This is a genomic window from Amycolatopsis sp. cg13, assembly GCF_041346965.1.
Taxonomy (GTDB): domain Bacteria; phylum Actinomycetota; class Actinomycetes; order Mycobacteriales; family Pseudonocardiaceae; genus Amycolatopsis.
Genome location: NZ_CP166848.1, coordinates 34,683 through 60,090 on the forward strand (window position 1 = coordinate 34,683; position 25,408 = coordinate 60,090).

Below are 25,408 nucleotides of genomic sequence, written 5' to 3' on the forward strand. Positions count from 1 at the left end.
CGTGAGGGGAACCCTGAGGGAATCAGATTCCCTCAGGGTTCCCCTCACGGACGTCAGTTGGCGGTGACGGTTTCTTTCGAGGCTGCCTTGCGCTGCAAGGCTTTCGCGACCGGCTCGACCACTCGCGCCGCGGTCGGGCCGAGGATCGCCATCAGCAGCACGTACGCCGTAGCGAGCGCGGCGAGTTCGCCGTCCACCGCGCCAGCGGTGACCGCCAGTCCGGCGATGACGATCGAAAACTCGCCCCGCGCAACCAAAGCCGCTCCGGCACGAGCCCGGCCCAACCGGCCGATCTTCTGCCTTCGCGCGGCCCACCATCCGGTGGCCACCTTCGTCAGCGTCGTCACCACCGCGAGCACCGCGGCCCACCCGAGGACCGGCGGGATCGACGCCGGATTGGTGTTCAACCCGAACACCACGAAGAACATCGCGGCGAACAAGTCCCGCAGCGGCTCCAGCAGCCGGGTCGCGTTGTGCGCGGTCGAGCCGGACACCGCGATGCCGAGCAGGAACGCCCCAACGGCCGCGGAAACCTGCAGCGCGGACGCGATCCCGGCCACCAGCAGCGCCGCGCCGAGGATCTTGAGCAGGAACACTTCCCGGTCGTCGCTGTCCACCAGCGCCGAGACGTAGCGGCCGAACTTGAGCGCGATCACCAGCACCACGGTGATCACCAGCAGCGAGATGCCGACCGCCTCCAGGCCGCCGAGCAGGCTGACGCCGCCGAGGATCGCGGTGAGGATCGGCAGGTACAGCGCCATCACGAGGTCCTCGAACACGAGGATCGACAGCACCACCGGCGTTTCCCGGTTGCCGAGCCGGCCGAGGTCGCCGAGGACCTTCGCGATGATGCCGGACGACGAGATGTACGTGACGCCCGCCATGACGAACGCGCCGATCGGGCCCCAGCCCAGGATCAGCGCGACCGCCGCGCCGGGTGCGGCGTTGAGCACGATGTCCACCAGGCCCGCGGTCCACGACCGCCGCATGCCGGTGAACAGTTCGGCCGCGGAGTACTCCAGGCCGAGCAGCAGAAGCAGCAGCACCACGCCGATTTCGCTGGCGAGGTGGGCGAAATCGCCGATGTCGGCGAGCGGGATCAGGCCGCCGGAGCCGAAGCACAGGCCGCCGAGGAGGTACAGGGGGATGGGGGAGAGGCCGATCCGGCCGGCGAGCCTGCCGAGCGCGCCGAGCACGAAGAAGACCGCGCCGAGTTCGACCAGGGAGAGTGCGGTGTGATCCATCAGCCGTGCTTGAGGATCTTGGCGGCGGCTTCCAGGCCCTCGGACGTGCCGACCACGACGAGCAGGTCGCCCGCGGTGAAGAGGAAGTCCGGCGTCGGCGACGGGTGCACCTGGCCCGCCCGCATCACCGCCACGATCGAAACGCTGGTGCGCGTGCGCATCGCGGTGTCGCCGAGCGAACGGCCGTCGAACGGGCTGTCCGCGGTGATCGGCAGCTGCTTCGTGTTGATGCCCGGCAGCTCGCGGTGCTCCTCGTTCAGCTGTGCCACCAGCTGCGGCGCGCCCAGCAGGTTCGAGAGCGCGCCCGCCTCGTCCGCGGTCAGCGGCAGCGAAGCGAGGCAGGCGTCCGGATCGTCGGATTTGGAGACGATCAGCTCGATCTTGCCGTCCCGCTGGGTGACGACGCCGATGCGGCGTCCCGCGCGGGTGGCGAAGTCCTTGCGGACACCGATTCCGGGAAGAGGGGTGACTTCGACGTTCACGTCAGCCACGGTAACTCATTGTCCGATTCGCGGAGTTCAGCCCAGCAGGAACAGCACCGCCGTCACGGCCATGAACGCGGCGGTCGCGCCGTGCACGCCGTAGGCCATTCCCTTCTTCCCCTTGTGCCGCAGGATGATCAGCATGTCGCAGACCGGCATGACGGTCGCGGCCAGCAGCAGCCAGCCGACCAGCTGCGGGGTGCCCGCCAGCATCGCGACCCCGAGGATCAGCCCGGTGCCGAGGTCGCGGTCGCCTTTGATCTCGAAGAACGCCGTCGAGCCGGTCGGGATCTCGCGCAGGCCGAACGTCGCGGCGGTCTTCGCCGGGGCGAACAGATAGGTGAAGCCGACGTAGATGATCCCGAGGACGGGGATGGCGGCGAGGACGTAAGCGGTGATCAGCATGGGAACCCCAGTGAGTTAGCAGTGCTAGGAACAAGTGCAACGCTAACTTAGCGCCGCTAGCTTGTCTAGCGCCGACTGACCCTTGCGCCGTGGACACCGCCTGAGGTGGTGCGACCGGCTACCGGCAGAATGAACCGGACCGGGAGTGCGGGACGAACGTGAGGAGAACATCGGTGACGGGAGCCCTACGTGGGGTGGTCGCGCTGGACGGCCCGTCGGGAACCGGCAAGACCACGGTCGCGCGCAAGCTCGCCCGGCGGCTGAGCGCCCGCTACCTCGACACCGGAGCGATGTACCGCGTCGTCACGCTGGCCGTGCTGCGGGCCGGGGTCGACCTCGCCGACGAACACGCGATCGGCGCGCTCGCGCACGACGTCGACTTCGCGCTCGGCACCGACCCGGAGCGGCCGGACGTCCGGCTGCACGGCGAGGACGTCGCCGCCGAGATCCGCGGCCCCGAGGTGACCGGCGCGGTGTCGCCGGTGTCGGCCGTGCCGCAGGTGCGCGAGGTCCTCGTCGCCCGCCAGCGCCGGATCATCGCCGACGCGATCGAGGACGACGGCGGGATCGTCGTGGAGGGCCGCGACATCGGCACCACCGTCGCGCCGGATTCGCCGCTCAAGATCTACCTCACCGCCTCGGCCGAGGTCCGCGCCGCGCGGCGGAACACCCAGGACTCCGCGGCGGGCCGGGCCTCGAGCGTCGAGTCCGCCCGCGAATCGGTGGAGCGCCGCGACCGGATCGACTCCACCCGCGCCGCCTCGCCGCTGCGCGCGGCCGGGGACGCGGTCCAGGTGGACACCTCCGAGCTGACCATCGACCAGGTGATCGTCGCGCTGGCCGAACTCGCCCGCGGCCGGGGCCTGCTGGGCGACTGCCCGGCCGAACCGGCCGCCGCCGAGGCCGGGGTCAGCCGGTGAGCGGGGCCCTCCCCGAGGGGGCGAACGGCCTCCTGCTCGACATCGGGCGCACGGCGGGCCGGTATTATCTGCGTCCGGCGTTCCGGATCCGGGTGCACGGCCGGGACCGGGTGCCCGCCGAGGGGCCGCTGCTGGTGATCTCGAACCACAGCTCGAACGTCGATCCGCAGCTGGTGATCGGAATGCTTCCGAGGCGCAGCGCGTTCTTGGCCAAGGCCGAGCTGTTCAAAGGGATCGGAGGCTGGTTCCTGCGGGCGATCGGCCAGATCCCGGTCCGCCGGGGCGAGATCGACCGGACGCCGCTGACCACGGCGGTCGGGGTGCTCAAGGCGGGCGGGGCGGTCGGGATCTTCCCAGAGGGCACTCGCGGCGAGGGCGACGTCGGGGCCGCTGAACGCGGTGCGGCGTGGCTGGTGCGCGCTTCGGGAGCCACGGTGCTGCCGATCGCGATCCGCGGGACGCGCAAGCCGGCTGACGGCAAACGCCGCTGGCGCCCGCGCGTGGACGTCCTCTTCGGGGAGCCGTTCGCGATGAAGGTCGGTCCGGGCCGCAAAGGCCTGGACCAGGGCACCGAGGAGCTCCGCGCGCAGCTCGCGGCGCTCGTGCAGGCTTTGGACGACTGGCGCGGCGAACACGGGTTCGCCACGCCGTAGGTGAAGTGGGAAACGATGACAGGGTTTGACGCCGCCGACAGTGCGGTGGACGGTCTCGGCGAGGTCGACGGAAGCTGGTCGGACGAGTCCGAGTTCGCCGCGCTCGACGCGCAGATCGAGGCCGAGGAAGCCGACGGCCGGGCGGCCGCCGCGCAGCCGGTGCTCGCCGTGGTCGGGCGGCCGAACGTGGGCAAGTCCACGCTGGTCAACCGCATTCTCGGCCGCCGGGAAGCGGTCGTGCAGGACGTGCCGGGCGTGACGCGCGACCGCGTCGCCTACGACGCGTTCTGGGCCGGTCGCCGGTTCACGCTCGTCGACACCGGCGGCTGGGAGCCCGACGCCACCGGCCTGCAGGCCTCGGTCGCGACGCAGGCCGAGATGGCCATGCAGACCGCGGACGCGGTGCTGCTGGTCGTCGACGCGACGGTCGGGGCCACCGCCACCGACGAGGCCGTCGCGCGCGTGCTGCGCCGCTCGAAGAAGCCGGTGCTGCTGGCCGCGAACAAGGTGGACGACGACCGGCTGCTGGCCGACACCGCGTCGCTGTGGTCGCTGGGCCTCGGCGAGCCGCACCCGGTCAGCGCGCTGCACGGGCGCAGCTCGGGCGACCTGCTCGACGCCGTCATGGCCGCGCTGCCCGAGGCGCCGCGCGAAGCCGGCACGGTGACCGCCGGGCCGCGCCGCGTCGCGCTGGTCGGCAAGCCGAACGTCGGCAAGTCCAGCCTGCTCAACAAGCTCTCCGGCGAGCAGCGCTCGGTGGTCGACTCGGTCGCGGGCACCACGGTGGACCCGGTCGACTCGCTGGTCGAGCTGGACGGCGAGGTCTGGCGGTTCGTGGACACCGCGGGCCTGCGCAAGCGCGTCAACTTCGCCGACGGCGCGGAGTACTACGCCTCGCTGCGCACCAAGACCGCGATCGACGCGGCCGAGGTCGCGCTCGTGCTGCTGGACGCCTCGGAACCGCTGACCGAGCAGGACCTGCGGGTGCTGACGATGGTGGTCGAGGCGGGCCGCGCGTGCGTGCTCGTGTTCAACAAGTGGGACCTGGTCGACGAGGACCGCCGGTACGCGATGGTGCGCGAGCTGGACCGCGGCCTCGTGCGGGTGCCGTGGGCGGAGAAGGTCAACGTCTCCGCGCTCACCGGGCGCGCGGTGCGCAAGCTCGCGCCCGCCCTGCGCACGGCGCTGTCTTCGTGGGACCAGCGCGTCTCGACCGGCCAGCTCAACGGCTGGCTGTCGGACCTCGTCGCGGCCACGCCGCCGCCGGTGCGCGGCGGCAAGCAGCCGAAGGTGCTGTTCGCGACGCAGGCGGGCATCCGTCCGCCGACGCTGGTGCTGTTCACCACCGGGTTCCTCGAGGCCGGGTACCGCCGGTTCATCGAGCGGAAATTCCGCGAGCAGTTCGGCTTCGCGGGAAGTCCCGTCCGGGTGAATGTGCGCGTCCGGGAAAAGAAGCAGAAGCCGAAGGCGGGCGGAAAAGCGGCCCGCAACCGCTGACCGGCAAACGCCCCAATGCCACATTGGGTGCATTGGACGCACCCAATGTGGCATTCGGTGCGTGAGATGCACCCAATGCCACATTGGGGTTATCCCTTGCCGGACCTGCGTGTGGTGACGTCCGACACGCGGCCGTTACCCTGACGCGACCTGGGCTTGATTGCCGCGTAAGGTGGACGGTCGCTACGGGCGCCTCATTCGGACGGCAAGCCCGAATGACGCTCGCGAAAGGTGAGTGATGGGCTTGCGCGCCCAGAGTTCGTCCCTGTTCACGTCGTTCCGGAATACCGGAGCGCGCCCGGCCGCCGAGGTGGCCCGGTGACGCTGACCGCCGATTCCGGCAGCACCGAAGCCCTGACTCTCGCCGTCGAGGCCGCGCTCTCGCCCGCTCTGTTCGAGACCGCCGCCCCGGCCGCCGAGCGCACCCTCCTGGACATCCTCACCGCCACCGCGGAGAAGCACCCGAATGCTGCGGCGCTCGACGACGGCACCGGCCCGCTGAGCTACCGCCGGCTGATGGAAGAGATCGACGCGTACGCCCGCAAGCTGCGCGAACACGGCGTCGGCCGCGGCGACCGCGTCGGCATCCGGATCTCCTCCGGCTCCGCCGAGCTGTACGTCGCGATCCTGGCGACGCTATCGGTCGGCGCGGCGTACGTGCCGGTCGACGCGGACGACCCCGACGAGCGTGCCGAGCTGGTGTTCGGCGAGGCCGGCGTCGCCGCGATCGCCACCGACGGCGAGATCACCGTCGCCGGGACCCCGAGCGGAGCCACCGGCGAGCCCGGTCCGGCCGACGACGCGTGGATCATCTTCACCTCCGGCTCCACCGGCAAGCCGAAGGGCGTCGCGGTCACGCACGCCTCGGCGGCGGCCTTCGTGGACGCCGAAGCACAGCTTTTCCTGGCCGACGAGCCGATCGGCCCCGGCGACCGGGTGCTGGCCGGGCTGAGCGTCGCGTTCGACGCCTCCTGCGAAGAGATGTGGCTGGCCTGGCGGCACGGCGCCTGCCTGGTGCCCGCGCCGCGCGCGCTGGTGCGCACCGGCGTCGACCTCGGCCCGTGGCTGGTCGCGCAGGGCATCACTGTCGTCTCGACGGTGCCGACGCTGGCCGCGCTGTGGCCGGCGGACGCGCTGGAAGACGTGCGCCTGCTCATCTTCGGCGGCGAAGCCTGCCCGCCGGAGCTGGCCGAGCGCGTGGCCGTCGAAGGCCGCGAAGTGTGGAACACCTACGGCCCCACCGAGGCGACCGTCGTCGCCTGCGCCGCGCAGATGACCGGCGAGGGCCCGGTGCGGATCGGGCTGCCGCTGGTCGGCTGGCAGCTCGTCGTGGTGAACGAAGAGGGCGAGCCGGTCGCCATGGGCGAGACCGGCGAGCTGGTCATCGGCGGGGCCGGGCTGGCCCGCTACCTCGACGCGGAGAAGGACGCGCAGAAGTTCGCGCCGCTGCCGTCGATGGGCTGGGAGCGCGCTTACCGCAGCGGCGACATGGTCCGCGCGGAGCCGGAAGGCCTGCTGTTCCTCGGCAGGCTCGACGAGCAGATCAAGCTCGGCGGCCGCCGGATCGAGCTGGGCGAGGTCGACGCGGCCCTGCAGGCGCTGCCCGGCGTGCGCGGCGCGGCTGCCGCGGTCCGCCGCACCAAGGCGGGCAACCAGGTCCTGGTCGGCTATATCGTGCCCGAGGACGGCGAAACGCTCGACACCGACGACGCCGCGACCCGGCTGCGCGCGCAGCTGCCCGCCGCGCTGGTGCCGCTGCTCGCGACGATCGAGGACCTGCCGACCCGCACGTCCGGCAAGGTCGACCGCAACGCGCTGCCGTGGCCGCTGTCCACTGTGGACGCGAGCGCGGCCGGGCTGTCGCCCACCGAGGCATGGCTCGCCGAAGGCTGGAGCGAAATCCTCGGCGTGTCGGTGAGCAACGCCGGCGCCGACTTCTTCACCAACGGCGGCGGCAGTCTCACCGCGGCGCAGCTGATCGCGCGCATCCGCACCCGCCACCCCGAGGTGTCGGTCAGCGACATCTACCAGAACCCGAAGCTGGGCGCGCTGGCCGCGAAGCTGGACGCGCTGAGCGGCGAGGAGACCGAGCGCCGCGAGATCGCGCCGACGCCGCGCCGCGCCGGGCTCGTGCAGTCCCTGCTGATGGTCCCGCTGATGGGGCTCGTCGGGCTGCGCTGGACCACGCTCGCCGCCGCCTGCTCGAACGTGCTGGCGCTGCTGGGCGTTTCCTGGGCGCCGACGCTGAACTGGGCGTGGCTGGTGCTCGCCTGGCTCGTGCTGTTCACCCCGGCCGGGCGGATCGCCATCGCCGCGGGCGGCGCGCGCGTGCTGCTGTCCGGGGTGCGCCCCGGCACGTACCCGCGTGGCGGCAGTGTCCACTTGCGACTGTGGACCGCCGAGAAGCTGGCTGAGTTCAGCGGTGCGGACAGTGTCGCGGGCGCGTCGTGGATGACGACGTACGCGAAGGCGCTGGGCGCGCGCATCGGCAAGGACGTCGACCTGCACTCGCCGCCGCCGGTCACCGGTTTCCTCAAGCTGGGCCGCGGCGCGGCGGTGGAGCCCGAGGTCGACCTGTCCGGCCACTGGGTCGACGGCGACGTCGTGCACATCGGCAAGATGCGGATCGGGGCCGAGGCCCGGGTCGGCGCGCGCAGCACGCTGTTCCCCGGCGCCCGGATCGGCAAGGGCGCGGAGATCGCCGCCGGTTCGACCGTGCGCGGTGCGGTCCCGGCCGGTCAGCGCTGGGCCGGTTCGCCCGCGGTGCGCTCGGACGTCAAGGACGCGCTGAAGTGGCCGTCGAGCCGTCCGCCGCGGTCGCGGTTCTGGGCTTCGGTGTACGGCGCGACCTCGGTGTTCCTCGGGCTGCTGCCCGGGATCGCCGCGCTGCCGGGCGTCGCGGTGATCGGCTACGCGGTCGCTGGCACCTCGAGCTTGAGCGCCGCGCTGCGCCAGGCGCTGCTGTTCGTGCCGGTCGCCACCGTCGCGTACTTCCTGACGTACGCGCTGCTCGTGCTGGCCGGTGTCCGCGCGCTGGGCGTCGGCATGGTCGAGGGCTACCACCCGGTGCACGGCCGCGTCGCGTGGCAGGTCTGGGCGACCGAGCGGCTGATGGGGATGGCCCGCGAAGGCCTGTTCCCGTTGTACGCCAGCCTGTTCACGCCGGTGTGGCTGCGGCTGCTCGGCGCGAAGGTCGGCCGCAACGTCGAGGCGTCGACTGTGCTCGCGCTGCCGAAGATGACCAAAGTGGACAGTGGCGCGTTCCTGGCCGACGACACCATGGTCGCCACCTACGAACTGGGCCACGGCTGGCTGCACGCCGCCCCGGCGCGGATCGGCAAGCAGGCGTTCCTCGGCAACTCGGGGATGACCGCGCCGGGCCGTTCGGTGCCGAAGCGCGGGCTGGTCGGGGTGCTGTCCTCGACGCCGGCGAAGGCGAAGAAGGGCTCGTCGTACCTGGGCATGCCGCCGCTGCCGGTGCGCCGCGCGGTGGAGGAGAGCGACACCAGCCGCACCTACACGCCGCCGCTGCACCTCAAGGCGGCGCGGGCGCTGGTCGAGCTGTGCCGGATCCTGCCGGTGATGTGCGCGGTCGCGCTGACCGTCGGCGTCGCGTTCGCGCTGCTGGCACTCGCGGCGTGGGGCGGTTTCTGGGCCGCCGCGCTGCTGGCCGGGCCGGTGCTGCTGGCCGCCGGGATCGTCGCGGCGCTCACCGCGACCGCGGCGAAGTGGCTGCTGGTCGGCAAGTTCCGCGAGATCGACCATCCGCTGTGGAGTTCGTTCGTGTGGCGCAACGAGCTGGCCGACACGTTCGTCGAGGCGCTCGCGGTGCCGTGGCTGATCGGGTCGCTCGGCGGTACGCCGCTGCTGCCCGCGTGGCTGCGCACGATGGGCGTCAAGATCGGCCGCGGCGTGTGGCTCGACACCTACTGGCTGCCCGAGTCGGACCTGGTCTCCCTCGGCGACGGCGCGACGATCAACCGCGGCTGCGTGGTGCAGACGCACCTGTTCCACGACCGGATCATGACCATGTCGCGGGTGACGCTCGAAGAGGGCGCGACGCTCGGCCCGCACGGGATCGTGCTGCCGGGCGCGAGCATCGGCGCGCGCACCACGGTGGGCCCCGGCTCGCTCGTGACGCGCGGCGACGCGGTGCCCGCGGACTCGCGTTGGCTCGGCAATCCGATCTCGGCCTGGCGGCGGTGAGGGCACGACCGTTGCGGACCCTCTCTCGGTGCCTCATCCTGGAGAAGATCACGGCGGCGGGCGAAAGCGGGTTTCGGTGCGGGTGAACGGGAAAACGGCCGCGCCCGGAGCGGAGACCTCGGGCGACGGATACCTGCCCGCGCACGGGAACGGCGGCTACCGGGTCCGGCATTACGACCTCGATCTCGACTACCGCATTGGTCCGAACAGGTTGTCCGCCACCGCGGTGCTCACCTGTGAGGCCACCCAGGCGCTTTCGCGGCTGACGCTCGATTTCGGCGAGTTCCGGGTGTCGCGCGTGCTGGTCGAGGGCAAACCGGCGAAGTATGTGCGGCGCGGCCTGAAGCTGCAGGTCAAGCCTGCGCGGTCGGTGCCGGCCGGGACCGAGTTCGAGGTCGAGATCCGCTACGCGGGCAACCCGAAGCCGGTCGGCAGCCGGTGGGGCGACATCGGCTGGGACGAACTGACCGACGGCGCGCTGGTGGCGAGCCAGCCGGTGGGCGCGCCGTCGTGGTTCCCGTGCAACGACCACCCGGCGGACAAGGCGAGCTACCGGATCGCGGTCGCGACGTCGTCGCCGTATCTCGTTGCGGCGACGGGGAATCTCGTGTCGCGCTACCAGTCGGCGAGCACCACGAAGTGGGTCTTCGAACGGCCGGAGCCGACCTCGACGTACCTGGTGAGCGTCCAGATCGGCCGCTACGAAGACCTCGAATTGTCCGACGGCACCTGGGTTCCGGAGCTGACCGCGGACCGCCCCGGCGGCGTCGTGCAGCGGGCCGCGGTGCCCCCTCGGCTGCGCCGGGCGTTCGCTCGGGACTTCGGCCGCCAGGGCCGGATGATGGACGCGCTGGAGGACTGGTTCGGGCCGTACCCGTTCGGCGAGTACGTGGTGGTCGTGACCGACGACGACCTCGACGACCCGATCGAAGCGCAGGGGATGGCGATCTTCGGCGCCAACCACGTGGACGGCAAGCGCACTCACGAACGGCTCGTGGTGCACGAACTGGCGCACCAGTGGTTCGGCAACAGCCTGACTGTCGCGGACTGGCAACACATTTGGCTCAACGAAGGCTTCGCCACCTACACCGAGTGGCTGTGGTCGGAACGGTCCGGCGGCGAGCCGGCGGAGGCGTTGGCCCGGGCGTGGTACGCGCGGGTGCGGGCCAAGCCGGCCGACGTCACGATCGGTGATCCCGGTGTGGCGCGGATGTTCGACGAGCGGGTGTACAAGCGTGGCGGGCTGACGCTGCACGCGCTGCGCGGGGAGATCGGTGATCCGGCGTTTTTCGCGCTGGTGAAGGCGTGGGCGGTGGAGAACCGGCATGCCGCGGTGACGACGGAAGAGTTCGTGTCGCTGGCGGAGTCTTATGCGGGGCGGTCGTTGCGGGAGTTTTTCGCTGCTTGGCTGGAGCGGGTGGAGCTGCCGCTGCTCTGAAGTCCGTGCCGCCGGGCGCGCAGAACAGAAATTCTCCTCCGGTTGTCGAATCCGGTGCCGTGCGATCGACGCACCGGTGAGTGCGGCTCGCAGCGGGCCACGCGCACGCGAAGGAGGCACCGGAATGAGGACCCTGCACCTGGGCTTGCGGGTGACCGATCTTCCCCGGTCACTGGAGTTCTACTCGGCGCTCGGCTACGAGGTCGTCGGCGCCGTGCCCGAGACGCCGATCGGGCAGTTGACCATGCTCAAGCTCCCCGGCGACGAGTTCGTCGCCGTCGAGCTGGTGCACGACGGCGAGCCGGTCGAGCGCGGCACCGACCTGAGTCACCTCGTCGTGCAAGTGGAGTCGTTGACCGCGAAGCTCGACGACCTGGCCGCCCGCGGGATCGAGCCCGTCACCGCGGTGCAGGACCACGGGCACGGCATGAAGACGACGTTCCTCGCCGACCCGGACGGGCGGCGGATCGAACTCGTCCAGTGGCCCGCGGGGCACCTCGACGGCATGACCGTCGCCGACTGGCCCGAAAGCGGGGCGGGACGATGAGCCGGACACCGCTGCGGCTGTACATGTCCATGTCGGTCGACGGGTACATCGCCGGGCCGGACGACCGCCCGGGACAGGAACTCGGCCGCGGCGGCGGACGGTTGTTCGACTGGCTCGACGACCGCATGGCCGAGGGGATCAACGGGCAGGTGTACGCCGAGGCCTCGTCCACCGGCGCCGTCGTCTCCGGACGTCGCACGTTCGAGCTGGCCAAGCGATGGAACGGCGACCACCACGACGGCGTGCCGATCCACGTGCTCACCCACCGCGTCGATCCGGCCGACGAGCCGCCGGGCAGCGCGCGGTTCTACACCGACGTCAACGCGTGCGCCGACGAGGCCCGGGACAAATCGGGAGGCCGAGCCGTGCTCGTCCACGGCGCGGGTGCGGCGCAGGCTCTGCTGGCAGCGGGCCAGCTCGACGAACTGGAACTGCACCTCGTCCCGGTGCTGCTGGGCGAGGGACGGCGGTTGTTCGAGCCGACGGGACTCGGCCGCGTCGAACTGGAACCCGTGCGGCGGCTCGAAGGCCGCGGCGTCACGCATCTGCGGTACCGCGTGGTCCATCCTGACCGGTGATTGTCCCGGTGCCGTAGCGGGTTTTCACGTATCTGAACCGGCAGCCGGCAAATCCCAGTCATCGGATGTATGTAGGGCTTTCCGGGTGAACAACTCTGGCTTTCGCCTGCTCTGTCTGGATATATTCCGCTCACCCCGCGTCAGCGAGGGCGAAACGTAATATGAATCCGGAGGGCCTCATGGTCGAGGTGTCGCGGCGGACGGTGCTTCGATCCGTGTCGATCGCAGCCGGAGTGGCGGCCTTCGGAGGGCTGTGGGCGCAGGGTGCGCCGCCCGGGTCGGCCGCGCAGCGCAGCAGCCCGCATCGGGATGTCGCGATGGATGCCCGGATGCGCTGGCAGCGGTTGCCGAAGAACTGGCAGGAGGCCCCGTTCCTCGCCAACGGCTACCTCGGCGTGCAGGCCTACGCGGGCGCGACGCCGCAGGTGCTCAAGTTCATGCTCAGCCACACCCAGGTCCAGGACCAGCGCAACCAGTGGGAAGCCGGAATCGGGCTGTCGAGGCTGCCGATCGGCGCGATCACGCTCACCTTCGCGGGAGCGATCACCGGCGTCGACTGGACCCTCGATCTGTATAACGCTGAACTCGGCGGCACCATCACCACCACGCGCGGCCAGGTCGCGTTTTCCGCGGTGGTGCACAACGATCTCGGCGTCCTGCTTGTCTCGCTCGACCCGAGCGCGGGCGAATCCGGGGCAGCATGGGGCTTCGCGCCGCTCGTGTCAGCGACTACCCGCACGGTGCGCAAGCCGCCGGAGTACACCGCGAATCCCGAACCTGAACAGGCCAACGGGTATTGCGCGCAGCCGTTGACCGCTGGGGGCGGGTATACGACGGCGTGGCGGGAGAAGCGAGTCGGCACGAAGCGGTTGTTCGCGGCGACCGTCGCGTATTCGTTCCCGCGTTCCACGCACACCCGCGACGCCGTGTCGCTGGTCGATCGCACGCTCGCGATGAACCCGGATCTGCTGCTGGCCTGGCACCGCCGTTGGTGGAACAGCTTCCATCAGCGCAGTTTCGTGTCGGTGCCGGACAAACAGGTCCAGCGCTTCTACTGGATCCAGCTCTACAAGATCGCCTCGGCGACCCGCAAGGACGGCCCGGTGACCGCCGAATGGGGGCCGTGGTTCCCGGAGATCGGCAACAGCTGGACGGCGGTGTGGTGGAACCTGAATGTCCAGGTCACCTATCCGATCGTGAACAGCACCAACCATCCGGAGTTGGATGCGGTCACTGAGACGTTCCGCCGCGACCACGCGAATCTCGAGGTGTCCGTGCCGCCTGCGTACCGGGACGGCGATACCTACGCGCTTTCGCATCCGGGGGACTGGCGGTTGCGGCCGGGCGGCGTCCGGACGGTCGGCGTTCCGGGGACCACGTCCAAAACGGACCAGACCGGGAACCTGTTGTGGGGCTTGCACAATGTCTGGCTCGCTTACCGGCATCACCTCGATCAGTCGGTGCTGCGCGATGTGCTGTACCCGACGCTCGCGAAGGCGCTCAACTTCTACCGGCACTTCCTCTTCACCGGTCCGGACGGGCTGCTGCACCTGCCGCTCACGCGATCGCCGGAGTACGCCGACGCGTCCGACTGCACATATGACCTGTCGTTGATCCGCTGGGCCGCGACGACGCTGGTGGACTCCGCGCGGATCCTGCGGCTGAACGAGCCGCGGGTGCCGATGTGGCGGGAGATCGCGGCGAAACTCGTTCCGTACCACGAGGATCCGGCCGACGGCGTGCTGATCGGCGACGGCGTCCGGCTCGCCGATTCGCACCGGCACTTCTCGCATCTGCTCTGGCTGTACCCGCTGCGGGAGCGCAACTGGGAGCGGCCCGCCGATCAGGACATCATGACGCGCACCTTCCGGCATTGGTCGGCGGACCAATCGGCCTGGCACGGCTACAGCTACGCGGCCGCGTCGTCGATGAACTCGGTGATGGACCAGCCCGAGGAAGCCTTGCGGTACCTGAAGTTCTTCCTCGACCGGAACATCGTCGCGGACACCGAACTGACCGCGAACACGATGTACCGCGAGGGTTCGAACTTCGCTATCGAAAGCCCGATCACCGCCGCACAGTCCGTTGTGGACATGGTGCTGCAGGGTTCCGGGGGAGTGGTGAAGGCGTTCCCGTCGGTGTCGGCGAAGTGGCCGGACGCGTCGATCGCCGGGCTGCGCACCGAGGGCGCGTTCCTGGTGGACGCCTCGCGGCGGCGGGGAGCGACGGAATTCGTGCGGGTGCGCAGTGAAGCCGGTGCGCCGCTGGTTCTGGACCACGGGATCGACGGCGACATCGACGTGCGCGACGAATGGGGCAGGCGGTTGTCGTGGCGGCCGGTGGGTCCGCGCAGGATCACGCTGGAGTTGCGGCGGGGCGGCACGGTCACTGTCACCCCGCGCGGTGCCCGGCCGGACTTCGGGCCGCGTGACGTTCCTTCGCTCGGCACCGTTCCGGCATGGGGTTTGCCTGACTAGCAGCCAGGAGGTTGACGGACATGGACATCTCGCGCCGGACAGTGCTCGGCGGAGCCCTCGCGGGAATCGCCGCCGGAGCGGTCGGGCTGCCCCCGGCCAGCGCCGCGGAGATGAGCGGCGACAGCATCGACTGGGCGGGTTTCCTGGCGACCGCGGACCTCCGCTGGCGGCGGATGCCGAAGACCTGGTACGAGGGACCGTTCCTGGGCAACGGTTTCCTCGGCTCCGGCATCTACGCCGAACCCGGGCGCAACGCGGTCCGCTTCAACGTCCAGCACAGCCAGGTGCAGGACCACCGCCCGCAGTTCGGCTCGCTGTTCGGCCTGGCGCGGCTGCCGATCGGGTACTTCACGCTCGAACCGGTCGGCGCGATCACCGGTCTCGACTGGCGGCTCGACGCCTGGAACGCCGAGCTGACCGGCACTATCACCACCGCGGCGGGCAGCCTGGAGCTGCGCGCGATCGTCCACACCGGACAGTCGCTGCTGGCGGTGGAAGTACGCCCGTCGGAAGGCGAACGCGGGTTCCAGTGGGTGTTCCATCCAGCGAAGGCGATCAGCCCGCGAGCGGATCCGGTGTGGAAAAAGCCGCCGCCGGACGGGTATCTGGAGAATCCGCCCGTCCAGTTGCAGCAGGCAGGCGACGCGCACCTTGCGGTCCAGCCGCTGCTGGAGGGTGGCGAGCACGTGACGGCGTGGCGGGAGGTGACCCGGGGCAGCGCGCGGACGTTGTACACGTCGGTCGCGTGGTCGCATCCGGAGAAGACCTCGGCGGTCCGGGCATTGCAGACGGTGCGGCGGGCGACCGCGCTGGAGGTGCTGACCTGGGATCACCGCCGCTGGTGGCACGACTACTACCGGCGCAGCTTCCTGTCCATTCCGGACACTCGGCTGCAGAGTTTCTACTGGATCCAGCTGTACAAAGTCGCGTCAGCCGCGCGGAGGGAAGCGCCGGTGATGGCGACTTCCGGCCCGTGGCTGGAAAACACGCCGTGGCCCGCGACCTGGTGGAACCTCAACGTGCAGCTGGAATACTGGCTCATCCAGGGCTCCAACCACCTCGAACTCGACGCGGTCAGCTACGCGCTCGGCAAGTACCGGGACCGCCTGACCAGCCAGGTCGCCAAGCCGTACCAGGCCGATTCCGCGGGCATCCCGCGTACCACGGACATGACGCTGCTCAACGGGCTCGCTGACTCGACCAGCGGTTATCCGGTCGGCATTCCCGGCCAGGACACCCCGACGCCCGAGGTCGGCAACCTCACCTGGGCGCTGCACAACGTCTGGCTGACCTGCCGGCACACCATGGACCGCCGGCTGCTGCGCGACACGCTGTTCCCGTTGCTGCGCAAGGCAATCAACTATTATCTCCACTTCCTGGCTCCAGGCTCGGACGGACGTCTGCATCTCCCGGCGACCTTCTCGCCCGAGTACGGTGTGAACGCACCGGACACCAACTACGACCTCGCCCTGATCCGCTGGGGCTGCAAGACATTGCTGGACACCTCGCGCGAATTGCGCATCGCCGATCCGCTGGCGGGGAAGTGGCAACAGGTCCTGGCGACGCTCACCGACTATCCGGCCGACGAGAACGGCTACATGATCGGCGCGGGCGTCCCGTTCGCGAAATCGCACCGGCATTACTCGCATCTGCTGCAGATCTATCCGCTGTACGAGATCACCTGGGAACAACCGGAACACCGCAAGATCATCGAAACGTCGCTCAACCATTGGGTCGGCTTCGAGGGCGCGTTGCAGGGCTACACGTTCACCGGTGCCGCGTCGATCTCCGCGCAGATGCTTCGTGGCGAGAAGGCCGCGTATTACCTCGGCGAACTCCAGAAGCGTTATATCCAGCCGAACACCATGTACAAGGAATCCGGCCCGGTCATCGAAACGCCGTTGTCAGCGGCGAAATCCATGCAGGACATGCTGGTGCAGAGCTGGGGCGGCGTCATCCGGCTGTTCCCGGCGGTCCCGGACGCGTGGGGCGACATCGCGCTGCGCGACTTCCGGACCGAAGGCGCGTTCCTGCTCAGCGCATCGCGTGAAGGCGGGAAAACGCGCTGGCTCAAAGTGCACAGCGAGGCCGGTGCGCCTTGTGTGCTGCGGCCTGGGATCGAGGGTGAGTTGACGGTGACGGATGCTCATGGCCGTCCGCGACGCTGGCGGCGGTTGGCGAACGGTGATGTGCAGGTCGATCTGGGACGCGGTCAGGACGCGTATGTGTATCGCCGCGGCGACCGGCCGGACTTCACGGTCCGGCCAGTCGCGCCGGGCGGGGCGAGCGATCCGTGGGGGATGCCGTGAGCTAGCGGTCGAGGAGACTGCGAAGTGCTTCCAGCAGCCCTGTTCCGGCGGCGGAGTGCCGCCAAGCGATGTAGCCGTCCGGCCGGATGAGGAGGCAGCCGTCTTCCTCGATACCGCTGATGCGCGCCCAGTCTCCATAGGAATCGCGGGCCTCGGATGAACCGACGGTCACGACCCTTAAGCCCAGCCCGAGGTCCGCATCGGCTTTCGCGGCGGCGTCGCGCCAGGCGCCGCCGGTGAGTCCAGTGAGGACAGTCCACCGGCCGCGGCCGACTAGATCCAATGTGGACACTCGACGACCGTCGGGCCCGACGAGCCAGACGTGCGGCAGTTTGGCACCCGGTGTGGTCGTGGGCCGGTGGTACAGCTCAGGATCCCTTACCGCCTCAATCTCGGCGCCATCCGGGATGACTGCCGAAGAGACGTACCGCTGATCCATCTCCACGCCGTGCGCGTTGAACTCGTAGTTCTTCAGTTCAATTGCTTCCTGCAACCGCTTCCGCCGCAGCGCTCCGTCCTCAGTGGAGGCGGTGCAGGCAGCGAGACCAGCCGTGATGGCATCCGAATCAGTGTCCCCGTCGACGCCGAGCGCGGCGAAGATCGGCCCGAACTGATCCCGGCTGAGGTTCGCCCGGTCCACAATCTGCTTCCCGACCGGCGCTCGCTCGGCGCTGTAACTGTCGAGGAGTCCTTCGCCAGCCTCGCCGCGGACGACCATCGCGAGCTTCCACGCCAGGTTGTACGCGTCCTGCACCGAGGTATTGGACCCGAGCCCGTTGGACGGCGGATGCCGGTGCACCGCGTCTCCCGCGCAGAAAACGCGGCCGGACGAGTACTGCGTGGCGTAGCTGTGGTTGACCGTCCACAGTGAAGTCGACGTGATCTCCACCGGCAGGTCCGGATCGCCGACGAGATCCCGCACGATCCGTGTCGCCTCCGCACCGTCCACTTCGGGCGGTGGCTGCGCGATGTCGTAACCCCAGGTCAGCAGCCATTCGTTCCACGGCCGCACCATCCGCACTAAGCCCATTCCGATGCCGCCGAGGTGCGCGCCCGGCCGCATCACCCAGTACAGCACGCTCGGCCGGTGGGCGACGTACTCGGAAAGGTCCGCGGTGAAGGTGATGTTCATGCTGCCGGCCTTGCCGGACTGGCCGTCGATGGGCAGCCCGGCCTGCTCGGCGACGCGGCTGCGGGCGCCGTCCGCGCCGATCAGATAGCGGGCGCGCAGGGTGAACTCGTCGCCGCGAACCCGGTCCAGCAAGCGCGCGGTCACGCCGTCGGCGTCCTGGGTGAAGTCGAGGAATTCCGTGTCCAGTCGCAGTTTCGCTCCGTGCGCGGCGGCGTTCGTGACCAGGATCGGTTCCAGATAAGTCTGGGGCAGGTCGATCATGTGGCACGGGCTCGCCGACGCGTATTCGGTCGCGGAGCGATCGGCGGTGCCCCAGCTGGCGATCCGGCCGATCTCTTCCCCGGCGAGCGACGTGCACAGCACGGTGTCGCCCATCAGCTCCGGGGGAGTGCCCTGCGCGAGCGCCTGGTCTTCGAGTCCGAGGTCGCGCAGGACCTCCATCGTGCGCTGGTTGGTGATGTGCGCGCGGGGCGTGTGCGCCGTCCAGCCGTATTTGGTCGCGAGCACGGTGCGGACGCCGTAGGTCGCGAGCAGCAGCGCGGCGGAACCGCCCGCCGGGCCGCTGCCGACCACGAGGACATCGGTGTCATAACTGGTCATGGCTGGTCTCCGGGGAGATGCGGAAGGTGAAATCGAGACGGCGCCAGGGTTCGCGCCCGTCCGGCGCGGGGCCGGTCTGCTCGGCGAAGTCGACGATCAGGCCGTCTTTCACGCCGAACACAGTGTCCGAATCGAGGTACTCGCCGCCGCGGACGAACAGCTGGGTCACGAGCGTGCGATAGCCGGGTTTGGCGATCATGAAGTGCACGTGCGGCGCGCGGAACGGATGGCGCTCGACGGCGGTGAGCATCTGGCCGACCGGTCCGTCGTCCGGAATCGGATACGCAGACGGCACGATCGTCCAGAACCGCAGCCTGCCCTCGGCGTCGGTGCGGAACCGGGCGCGCAGCACCGGACCGTCCAGATCGGGCAGCTGGACGTCGTAGAAACCGTCCTCATTGGACTGCCAGACGTCCACGACCGCGTCCGGCACCGGGGTTCCGTCCGGTTCGGTCACCTGGACATCCGTCCACAGCGGAGTTCCGGGCAGTCCTTCGGCGAGATCCGCGCCCTGCTCGGTTTCCGGCGGGCCCTCGACGTAGAACGGACCCAGAACCGCCGACGGCGTGGTGTCCGGCGTGCGCGAGTTCGTGAGCACGTCGACCACGCTCGAGACGCCGAGGGTGTCCGACAGCAGAATGAACTCCTGGCGCGTGTCCGAACTGATCTGCCCGGTGCGGGTGAGGAAGCCGATCGCGTACTCCCATTCCTCCTGCGTGAGATCGGTGCGCACGACATAGGAATGCAGCGTGCGGACCAGCTCGGACAGCAGTTCGCGCAGCCTTGGATCCGGCGTGCTGGCGAAACTGTCCACGACCTCCTGGGTGAGCCCGCGCAGATCCGGGGGTGTGCCTTCAGCGGGTGCCGGACGGGCGCCAGACCACGCGTGTCGCAGCAAATCTTCGATGCCGTCCCGGGTGAGTTCGCGTGGATTCGGGTATGGCGCGGCGGTGGCCAGCTCGGCGGCCTTGGCGAGATCTCCTTCGGCCAGACCGATTTCGGCCAGCGAATGCGGTACCGGCAGGCTGGCGATCAGGTCGAATACCGCCGTCGGGGCATCGGGCGCACCGAGCGCTTCGGCGATCCGCCGCATCGCGTCGACAGCGTTCGGCGCGTTGTACGCCATGGCGTGCGGAAGGACGATCGTGTGCGTTTCCGCGTGCGGCAAACCGAAACTGCCGCCGAGAGTGTGGCACAGCTTGTGGTGCAAACCCATCCCGACCGAACCCAGGCACGAACCGGCCAGCCACGCGGCGCGCAACGCGTCGGTTCGAGCGTCCACATCGGACGGATCGGCGGCGATCCGCGGCAGCGCGGCGGCGAGCAGCCGGATCGATTCCAGGGCGAACTGGTCGACGATCGGGTTGGCCTGCGCCGAATAGAGCGCCTCGACCGCGTGCGCCATCGCGTTGACACCGCTGGTCAGCGAGGTCGGCACGGGCAGGCCGAGCGTGAGGTCGACGTCGTAGACGACCACCTCGGGCAGCACCTTGGGCGACGACTGGGTGGTCTTGCGGCCGTTCTCGGTCTGGCCGACGACCGGCGTCATCTCGGACCCGGCGTAGGTGGTCGGCACGATGACCTGAGGGATGTCGGTGCGCAGCGCGAGTGCCTTGGCCAGCCCGGTCGCCGACCCGCCGCCGATCGCGACGACGCAGTCCACCGAATGTTCGGTGACCAGCGCGAGCGCGCGTTCGGTGACCTCGACCGGCGTGTGCATGGTGGGCTCGCCGAAGCGGGCGGCGAGCAGCGGGCCGAGCGCCTGAGCCGTCTGATCGGCCGCCGTCGCGGCAGACTTTCCGGCCACCAGCAGCACCCGGCTGGCCTCGAGCCGCTGCACCTCGTCGGGGACGACGGCGAGCGTGCCGCTGCCGAACACGACCCGGGCCGGGTTGGCGGTGTAGGTGAACATCGACGGTCCTTCCACGCGGGTACGTCGAGTATCCGGGTGGCGACGACCCCGCGCCTGCACAGACGTGCTGAGCGGGCTGCACGAAACGCGCGCGTCAGCCGTCCCGGCGAAGCGCGGCGGGCGTGGTGCCCAGGTGGGCGCGCAGCACTCGGGTGAGGTGTTCCTGGTGGGAGAAACCGCAGCGCACGGCGATGTCGGCGATCGGCTCAGTGCCGGTGCGCAGCAGCAATCCGGCTTGATCCACGCGCAACCGCAACAGGTACCGGTGCGGCGGCAGCCCGGTGCGCGCCTTGAAGCGGCGGGCGAACCGGCTGACGCTCAACCCGGCCGCCGCGGCCAGCTCAGCCAGCCCGAGCGGTTCGGCCAGGCGTTCGTCCATCAGCTCGCGCACCTGGGCGAACTGGCGGTCCGTCAGTGCCTCGACCGATCGTGTCGCTGTGGGAACGCTCCGCCCAGACCGGTGCTGACGCGCGAGCTGCGCGGCGACAAGCGCACCGAGTTGATCCGCGTACGCGCGCGCGCCCGGCTCCCACTCCCGCACGACGCTGTCGAGCGCGAGAACGAGCTGTTCGAGCAGCGGGTCGACGCTGCCGAGCTCGTCGGCCAGCCGGACCGGAGCGTCCGATCCGGCGGCCTCCTGCACCGCCGAATCCGGCAGGTACACGTGCAGCGTGTCCAGCTCGCCGCCGAGCTCCACCGACAGTTCCTGGTGCGACGGCTGGAGAAAGAGCCCGCCCGCCGGGATCCGCCGACTGCGCTCGCCAGGGGACCCAACACCGCGGCGAACGGTGACGGGACCGGCGAGGTGCAGGATCAGCTGGTGCGTGCGAGCGGGCCCGAACTCCGCGCGATACGGCCGTTCGCGCTGTTTGGACAGGTAGATCCGGTCCCAGCCGAGACCCGCGCTCGTGCGTTCCGGGCGGATCCACGGCAGGGAAAGGATGCCGTTCGTGTCGGCAGGCCCGAGCTCGCCCACGGCGTCCTCCTCTTCGAGGGTCCCCGTGGGCGAGGGTACCTCTCAGAGCGGGTTGAACACGCCCAGCGGCGCGGTGCAGAACGGCCCGCCGATGTACTCGGCGGCCGCCCCGGTCGGCGCGGGCTTGTCCGCCAGCTGGTCGGCGTAGACCTCGGCGTTGTCGTGGGACTTGTAGCCCAGCGCCTCCGCCTCGGCGAGCGAGTAGACCCGGCGGGTGTTGTCCGAGACGCCCCAGATCATCCGGTAGCCCGGCGACGGCGCGCTCAAGCAGGCCTCGAACAGCCGCGCCCCGTCGTCTGGCGACAACCAGCTGGTCAGGCCGCGGATGCCGAGCGGCAACGGAGTCTCGAAGCATGAGCCGATCCGGACGACGATCACGTCCATGTCGAACCGTGACGCGTACAGGCTGCCGAGCGCTTCGATGGCGGCTTTGCTTACGCCGTAATAAGTGTCCGGCCGGGTGCTGGAGTCGGCGGGCAGGCCGTTCTCGCCCGCGTCGGCGTTCCGGCGGAAACCGACGGCGTGGTTGCTCGACGCGAGCACGACCCGGCGGATCCCGGCTTCTCGCGCGGCTTCGAGGACGGTGTGCGTGCCGTTGATGTTGACGTCGAGGGTGGCGTCCCACGACGCCTCGCGGCTGAGCCCGCCGAGGTGGATCAACGCGTCCGCGCCCGCGCAGGCCGCGGCCATCGCTTCGGGGTCGGTGACCGAACCGGTGACGATCTCGACCGCTTCGCCGTCCTTGGCGGCGGGCTGCTCGGCGAGGTCGAGCAGCCGCAGCACCCGGCCTTCCCGGCGCAGCCGCGGCCGCATCAGGGTGCCGACGACGCCGGCCGATCCGGTGATCAGCACACGCTGGTCTGGCATGGATTTCCTCTCACGAAAGCCCGCGGGCGGGCGACACGGTGGCGGCGGTCAGCGGATTCCGGCGCGGCGCAGCTGCTGGCCGAGCTCGGCGGTGGTCTCGGCCAGCAGTTCGCCGACGCGCTCGACGTCGGCGTCGGTGACCTTGCCCAGCGGCATCGAGCAGCTCATCGCGTCGGTGCCGGGAATGCGGTACGGGATCACCGCGGCCACGCAGCGCACGCCGAGGGTGCCCTCTTCGATTTCGGCGGCGTACCCGCGTTCCCGGGTCCGCGCGAGATCGGCGTGCAGCGCGTCGAGCGTGGTGATGGTGTTCGGGGTGAGCGCGACCAGTTCCTCAGGCATGAGCGCCTCGACCTCTTCGTGGGTCAGCTCGGCGAGCAAGGCCTTGCCCAGCGCGGTCGCGTGCGTGGGCAGCGTGCGGCCGACGCGCGAGATGAGGTGCGTGGAGTGCTGCGACTCGCGCGTCTCCAGGTAGACGACCTCGGTCCGGTTGCGGCGCGCGAAATGCGCGGTGAAACCGGTTTTCTCGCGGATGCGCTCCAGCGCTTCGGTGGCGTAGGGGACGATCGCGTCGCGGTCGAGGTAGGCGGTGCCGCAGATCAGCGCGCGCACGCCGAGCCGGTAGCGCGCGGAGTTCGCGTCGGCCTCAAGCCAGCCCGCGTCCAGCAGAGTGCGCAGCAAACCGTGCAGACTGGAGCGAGGGAATCCGGTGCGCGCATGGAGATCAGACAGCGACAGCCACACGTCGTTCGCGGCGAACGTCTCGATCAGGTCGATGGCGCGCCGCGCCGACTTCACGCCCGCGGACTCCGCGGGAGCGGTGGCGGGGTCCGTCTTCTGCGCCATGCGCGTCCTCCAACCGGGCCGTTGACTTGTGAGTCCGGCCATATTAGCGTCCCGAACAGCGTTCTTGTGGGTGAACATGGTCACGATAACAGACTCCATTCAAGAATGTGAACATTGGAGCAGAAACTGATGGCACAGACCGCAATCGAGCTGGACGGCTTGCTGGCGTTCCCGCTGACCCCCTTCACCGAAGACCTCGAGCTCAACCTCGACGGGTTCGCGGAGAACGTGGAGAGCCACATCGCCGCCGGTGCGGGCGCGCTGTTCGTCGCGTGCGGCACCGGGGAGTTCAGCTCGCTGTCGGTCGACGAGGTCGCCGCGCTGCTGGCGAAGGCGCGCGAGGTCGCTGCTGGGCGAGTGCCGGTGTGGGTCGGCGCGGGCGGCGGCGCGGCTACTGCACGCGCGGGTGTCGCGGCGGCGCAGGCAGGCAACGCCGACGGCGTGCTGCTGCTTCCGCCGTACCTGGTCACCGGGCCGCAGGAGGGGCTGGTCGACTACGTGCGCTACGCGGTCGGCGACACCTCGGTGCCGGTGATCGTCTACCACCGCAGCACCGGGGTTTTCACCGCGCCGGCCGCCGCGAAGCTGCTGGACATCCCGTCGGTGGTCGGGCTCAAGGACGGCTACGGCGACGTCGAAGCGATGACCCGGATCGTCACCACGATCCGCGCGCTCGGCACGCAGCGTTCCGCGGACTTCTTGTTCTTCAACGGTTTGCCGACCGCCGAGGTGTCGGCCAAGGCGTACGCGGCAGTCGGCGTCGCGCGCTACTCCTCGGCGGTGCACTGCTTCGCGCCGGAGATCGCGCACCGCTTCCACCGCGCGCTCGCGGAGGACGACAACGCGACGATGGACGCGCTGCTCGCCGGGTTCTACCTGCCGCTGGTGGCCCTGCGCGACGAGACGCCCGGCTTCGCGGTGTCGCTGGTGAAGGCCGCCGCCCGGCTGCGCGGCGACAAGGTCGGCACCGTCCGGCCGCCGCTGATCGAGCCGACCGCCGAGCAGATCGACCGGCTGGGCAAGGTCGTCGAGAACGGTTTCGCCGTGCTGAAAGGCCTCTGATGAAGATCCGGGACGTGGTGCTGACCCCGGTCGCCTTCGCGGACGCACCGCTGCTCAACGTGATGGGTGTGCACGAGCCGTACGCGTTGCGCAGCGTGGTCCAAGTGGTGTGCGACGACGGCGTTGTCGGCCTCGGCGAGTCGTACGGCGACGAGGCGTTCCTCGGCGAGGTGCGCAAGGTGCTGCCGGAACTGGCCGGACACGACATTTTCGACCTGCCGGGCTTGAAGCGGATCATCGCGCGTGCGCTGGCCGGGACCGTGCTGACCGACGAGCACGGCCTGATCGGCGGATTCTCCATCCGCAAGACGATCGCCAGCGTGTACTCGCTGTTCGAGGTCGCCTGCCTGGACGCGCAAGGACAGTTCCTCGGCCGTCCCGTCGTCGACCTGCTCGGCGGCAAGGCCCGCGATGCCGTCGACTTCTCCGCGTACCTGTTCTACAAGTACGGTGCGCACATTGGCGCGGACGAGGACAGTTGGGGCGACATTCTGACGCCGGACGCGCTGGTCGGCTCGGCGCAGCGAATGGTCGACGAATACGGGTTCCGCTCCATCAAGCTCAAGGGCGGGGTTTTCGCGCCGGAACAAGAGATCGAGGGCATTCGCGCGCTCGCCTCGGCGTTCCCCGGGCATCCGCTGCGCATCGACCCGAACGCGGCGTGGACGCCCTCGACGAGTGTCCGCGTGGCCGCCGAACTCGACGGCGTGCTGGAGTACCTCGAAGACCCGACGCCGGGTATTGAGGGGATGGCACGCGTTGCGCGCGAGGCGGGCATGCCGTTGGCCACCAACATGTGTGTGGTGAACTTCGGCGACCTGGAACCCGCGTTCCGGGCGCGCGCGATTGGCGTCCTGCTGTCCGACCACCACTTCTGGGGCGGAATGCGCGACACCCAGGCGCTGTCGGTGGCCTGCGAGAGCTTCGGCGTCGGGCTGTCCATGCACTCCAACAGCCACCTCGGCATCAGCCTCGCCGCGATGGTCCACGTCGCGGCGGCGACCCCGCACTTGACGTATGCCTGCGACACGCACTGGCCGTGGAAGACTGCCGACGTGATCGAACCAGGCGTGCTGAATTTCGTCGACGGAGCCGTGGCGGTGCCGGACCGCCCAGGGCTCGGGATCACGCTGGACCAGGACGCGCTCGCCAGGGCGCACGAGGACTATGTCCGATGTGGACTGACCAAACGGGACGATGTGACGTACATGCGCAATTACCAGCCCGGCTTCGAGCCGAACACGGCGAGGTGGTGAG

The 25,408-nt window shown here is 70.0% G+C and carries 19 protein-coding genes; 11 read left to right on the plus strand and 8 right to left on the minus strand.

The features are described 5' to 3' along the window. Window positions 1-53: 53 nt before the first annotated feature. The 3 genes from AB5I40_RS00145 to AB5I40_RS00155 are packed head-to-tail and all read right to left on the minus strand — an operon-like array spanning window position 54 to window position 2,131. Complete coding sequence (locus tag AB5I40_RS00145; protein ID WP_370936349.1) at window positions 54-1,244, minus strand: cation:proton antiporter; 1,191 nt, start codon at window positions 1,242-1,244, stop codon at window positions 54-56. After that, on the minus strand, window positions 1,244-1,726 hold the full coding sequence (locus tag AB5I40_RS00150) for a cation:proton antiporter regulatory subunit (RefSeq protein ID WP_009079551.1): 483 nt from the start codon (window positions 1,724-1,726) through the stop codon (window positions 1,244-1,246). The genes AB5I40_RS00145 and AB5I40_RS00150 overlap by 1 nt, the downstream gene beginning before the upstream one ends. A gap of 36 nt (window positions 1,727-1,762) precedes the next feature. Beyond that, window positions 1,763-2,131, minus strand: coding sequence for a DUF4267 domain-containing protein (locus AB5I40_RS00155; protein ID WP_370936351.1), 369 nt, complete (start codon window positions 2,129-2,131; stop codon window positions 1,763-1,765). A 194-nt stretch (window positions 2,132-2,325) separates the two neighbouring features. Here AB5I40_RS00155 and cmk point away from each other — a divergent pair, with 194 nt between their 5' ends. From cmk to AB5I40_RS00200, 9 genes are all read left to right on the plus strand, one after another. Beyond that, window positions 2,326-3,051 (plus strand): (d)CMP kinase, encoded by a 726-nt coding sequence (gene cmk / locus AB5I40_RS00160; RefSeq protein WP_370940426.1) that lies wholly within the window; start codon window positions 2,326-2,328, stop codon window positions 3,049-3,051. Continuing rightward, window positions 3,048-3,704: a lysophospholipid acyltransferase family protein gene (locus AB5I40_RS00165; protein WP_370936352.1), complete on the plus strand. Its 657-nt coding sequence runs from the start codon at window positions 3,048-3,050 to the stop codon at window positions 3,702-3,704. Before cmk ends, AB5I40_RS00165 begins: the two co-directional genes overlap by 4 nt. 15 nt (window positions 3,705-3,719) lie before the next feature. Next, on the plus strand, window positions 3,720-5,201 hold the full coding sequence (gene der / locus AB5I40_RS00170) for a ribosome biogenesis GTPase Der (RefSeq protein ID WP_370936353.1): 1,482 nt from the start codon (window positions 3,720-3,722) through the stop codon (window positions 5,199-5,201). A gap of 318 nt (window positions 5,202-5,519) precedes the next feature. Further along, window positions 5,520-9,407 (plus strand): Pls/PosA family non-ribosomal peptide synthetase, encoded by a 3,888-nt coding sequence (locus AB5I40_RS00175; RefSeq protein WP_370936354.1) that lies wholly within the window; start codon window positions 5,520-5,522, stop codon window positions 9,405-9,407. 76 nt (window positions 9,408-9,483) lie between these two features. Then, window positions 9,484-10,845 (plus strand): M1 family metallopeptidase, encoded by a 1,362-nt coding sequence (locus AB5I40_RS00180; RefSeq protein WP_370940427.1) that lies wholly within the window; start codon window positions 9,484-9,486, stop codon window positions 10,843-10,845. Between the two features lie 124 nt (window positions 10,846-10,969). Next, on the plus strand, window positions 10,970-11,392 hold the full coding sequence (locus AB5I40_RS00185; RefSeq protein ID WP_370936355.1) for a VOC family protein: 423 nt from the start codon (window positions 10,970-10,972) through the stop codon (window positions 11,390-11,392). Further along, window positions 11,389-11,970: a dihydrofolate reductase family protein gene (locus AB5I40_RS00190; protein WP_370936356.1), complete on the plus strand. Its 582-nt coding sequence runs from the start codon at window positions 11,389-11,391 to the stop codon at window positions 11,968-11,970. Before AB5I40_RS00185 ends, AB5I40_RS00190 begins: the two co-directional genes overlap by 4 nt. 179 nt (window positions 11,971-12,149) lie before the next feature. Continuing rightward, window positions 12,150-14,447, plus strand: coding sequence for a hypothetical protein (locus AB5I40_RS00195; protein ID WP_370936357.1), 2,298 nt, complete (start codon window positions 12,150-12,152; stop codon window positions 14,445-14,447). A gap of 20 nt (window positions 14,448-14,467) precedes the next feature. Further along, window positions 14,468-16,756, plus strand: a complete 2,289-nt coding sequence (locus AB5I40_RS00200; protein ID WP_370936358.1) for a Tat pathway signal sequence domain protein — start codon at window positions 14,468-14,470, stop codon at window positions 16,754-16,756. Between the two features lies 1 nt (window position 16,757). Here the strand turns inward: AB5I40_RS00200 and AB5I40_RS00205 are convergent, their stop codons facing one another. The 5 genes from AB5I40_RS00205 to AB5I40_RS00225 all read right to left on the minus strand — a co-directional run bounded on the left by AB5I40_RS00205 (window position 16,758) and on the right by AB5I40_RS00225 (window position 23,089). Continuing rightward, window positions 16,758-18,488 carry an FAD-dependent oxidoreductase gene (locus tag AB5I40_RS00205; RefSeq protein WP_370936359.1) on the minus strand — a complete coding sequence of 577 codons (1,731 nt, stop codon included), beginning with the start codon at window positions 18,486-18,488 and terminating at the stop codon, window positions 16,758-16,760. Then, window positions 18,475-20,400, minus strand: a complete 1,926-nt coding sequence (locus tag AB5I40_RS00210; protein WP_370936360.1) for a maleylacetate reductase and hydroxyquinol 1,2-dioxygenase domain-containing protein — start codon at window positions 20,398-20,400, stop codon at window positions 18,475-18,477. The genes AB5I40_RS00205 and AB5I40_RS00210 overlap by 14 nt, the downstream gene beginning before the upstream one ends. A gap of 94 nt (window positions 20,401-20,494) precedes the next feature. Further along, window positions 20,495-21,376 carry a helix-turn-helix domain-containing protein gene (locus AB5I40_RS00215; RefSeq protein WP_370936361.1) on the minus strand — a complete coding sequence of 294 codons (882 nt, stop codon included), beginning with the start codon at window positions 21,374-21,376 and terminating at the stop codon, window positions 20,495-20,497. A gap of 42 nt (window positions 21,377-21,418) precedes the next feature. Continuing rightward, window positions 21,419-22,243, minus strand: coding sequence for an NAD-dependent epimerase/dehydratase family protein (locus tag AB5I40_RS00220; protein WP_370936362.1), 825 nt, complete (start codon window positions 22,241-22,243; stop codon window positions 21,419-21,421). A 48-nt stretch (window positions 22,244-22,291) separates the two neighbouring features. Continuing rightward, complete coding sequence (locus tag AB5I40_RS00225) at window positions 22,292-23,089, minus strand: IclR family transcriptional regulator (RefSeq protein WP_116199354.1); 798 nt, start codon at window positions 23,087-23,089, stop codon at window positions 22,292-22,294. A gap of 129 nt (window positions 23,090-23,218) precedes the next feature. Between AB5I40_RS00225 and AB5I40_RS00230 the strand changes: the two genes are divergently transcribed. Further along, window positions 23,219-24,151 (plus strand): 5-dehydro-4-deoxyglucarate dehydratase, encoded by a 933-nt coding sequence (locus tag AB5I40_RS00230; protein ID WP_370936364.1) that lies wholly within the window; start codon window positions 23,219-23,221, stop codon window positions 24,149-24,151. Then, complete coding sequence (locus tag AB5I40_RS00235) at window positions 24,151-25,407, plus strand: glucarate dehydratase family protein (protein ID WP_370936365.1); 1,257 nt, start codon at window positions 24,151-24,153, stop codon at window positions 25,405-25,407. The genes AB5I40_RS00230 and AB5I40_RS00235 overlap by 1 nt, the downstream gene beginning before the upstream one ends. Window position 25,408 lies beyond the last annotated feature (1 nt).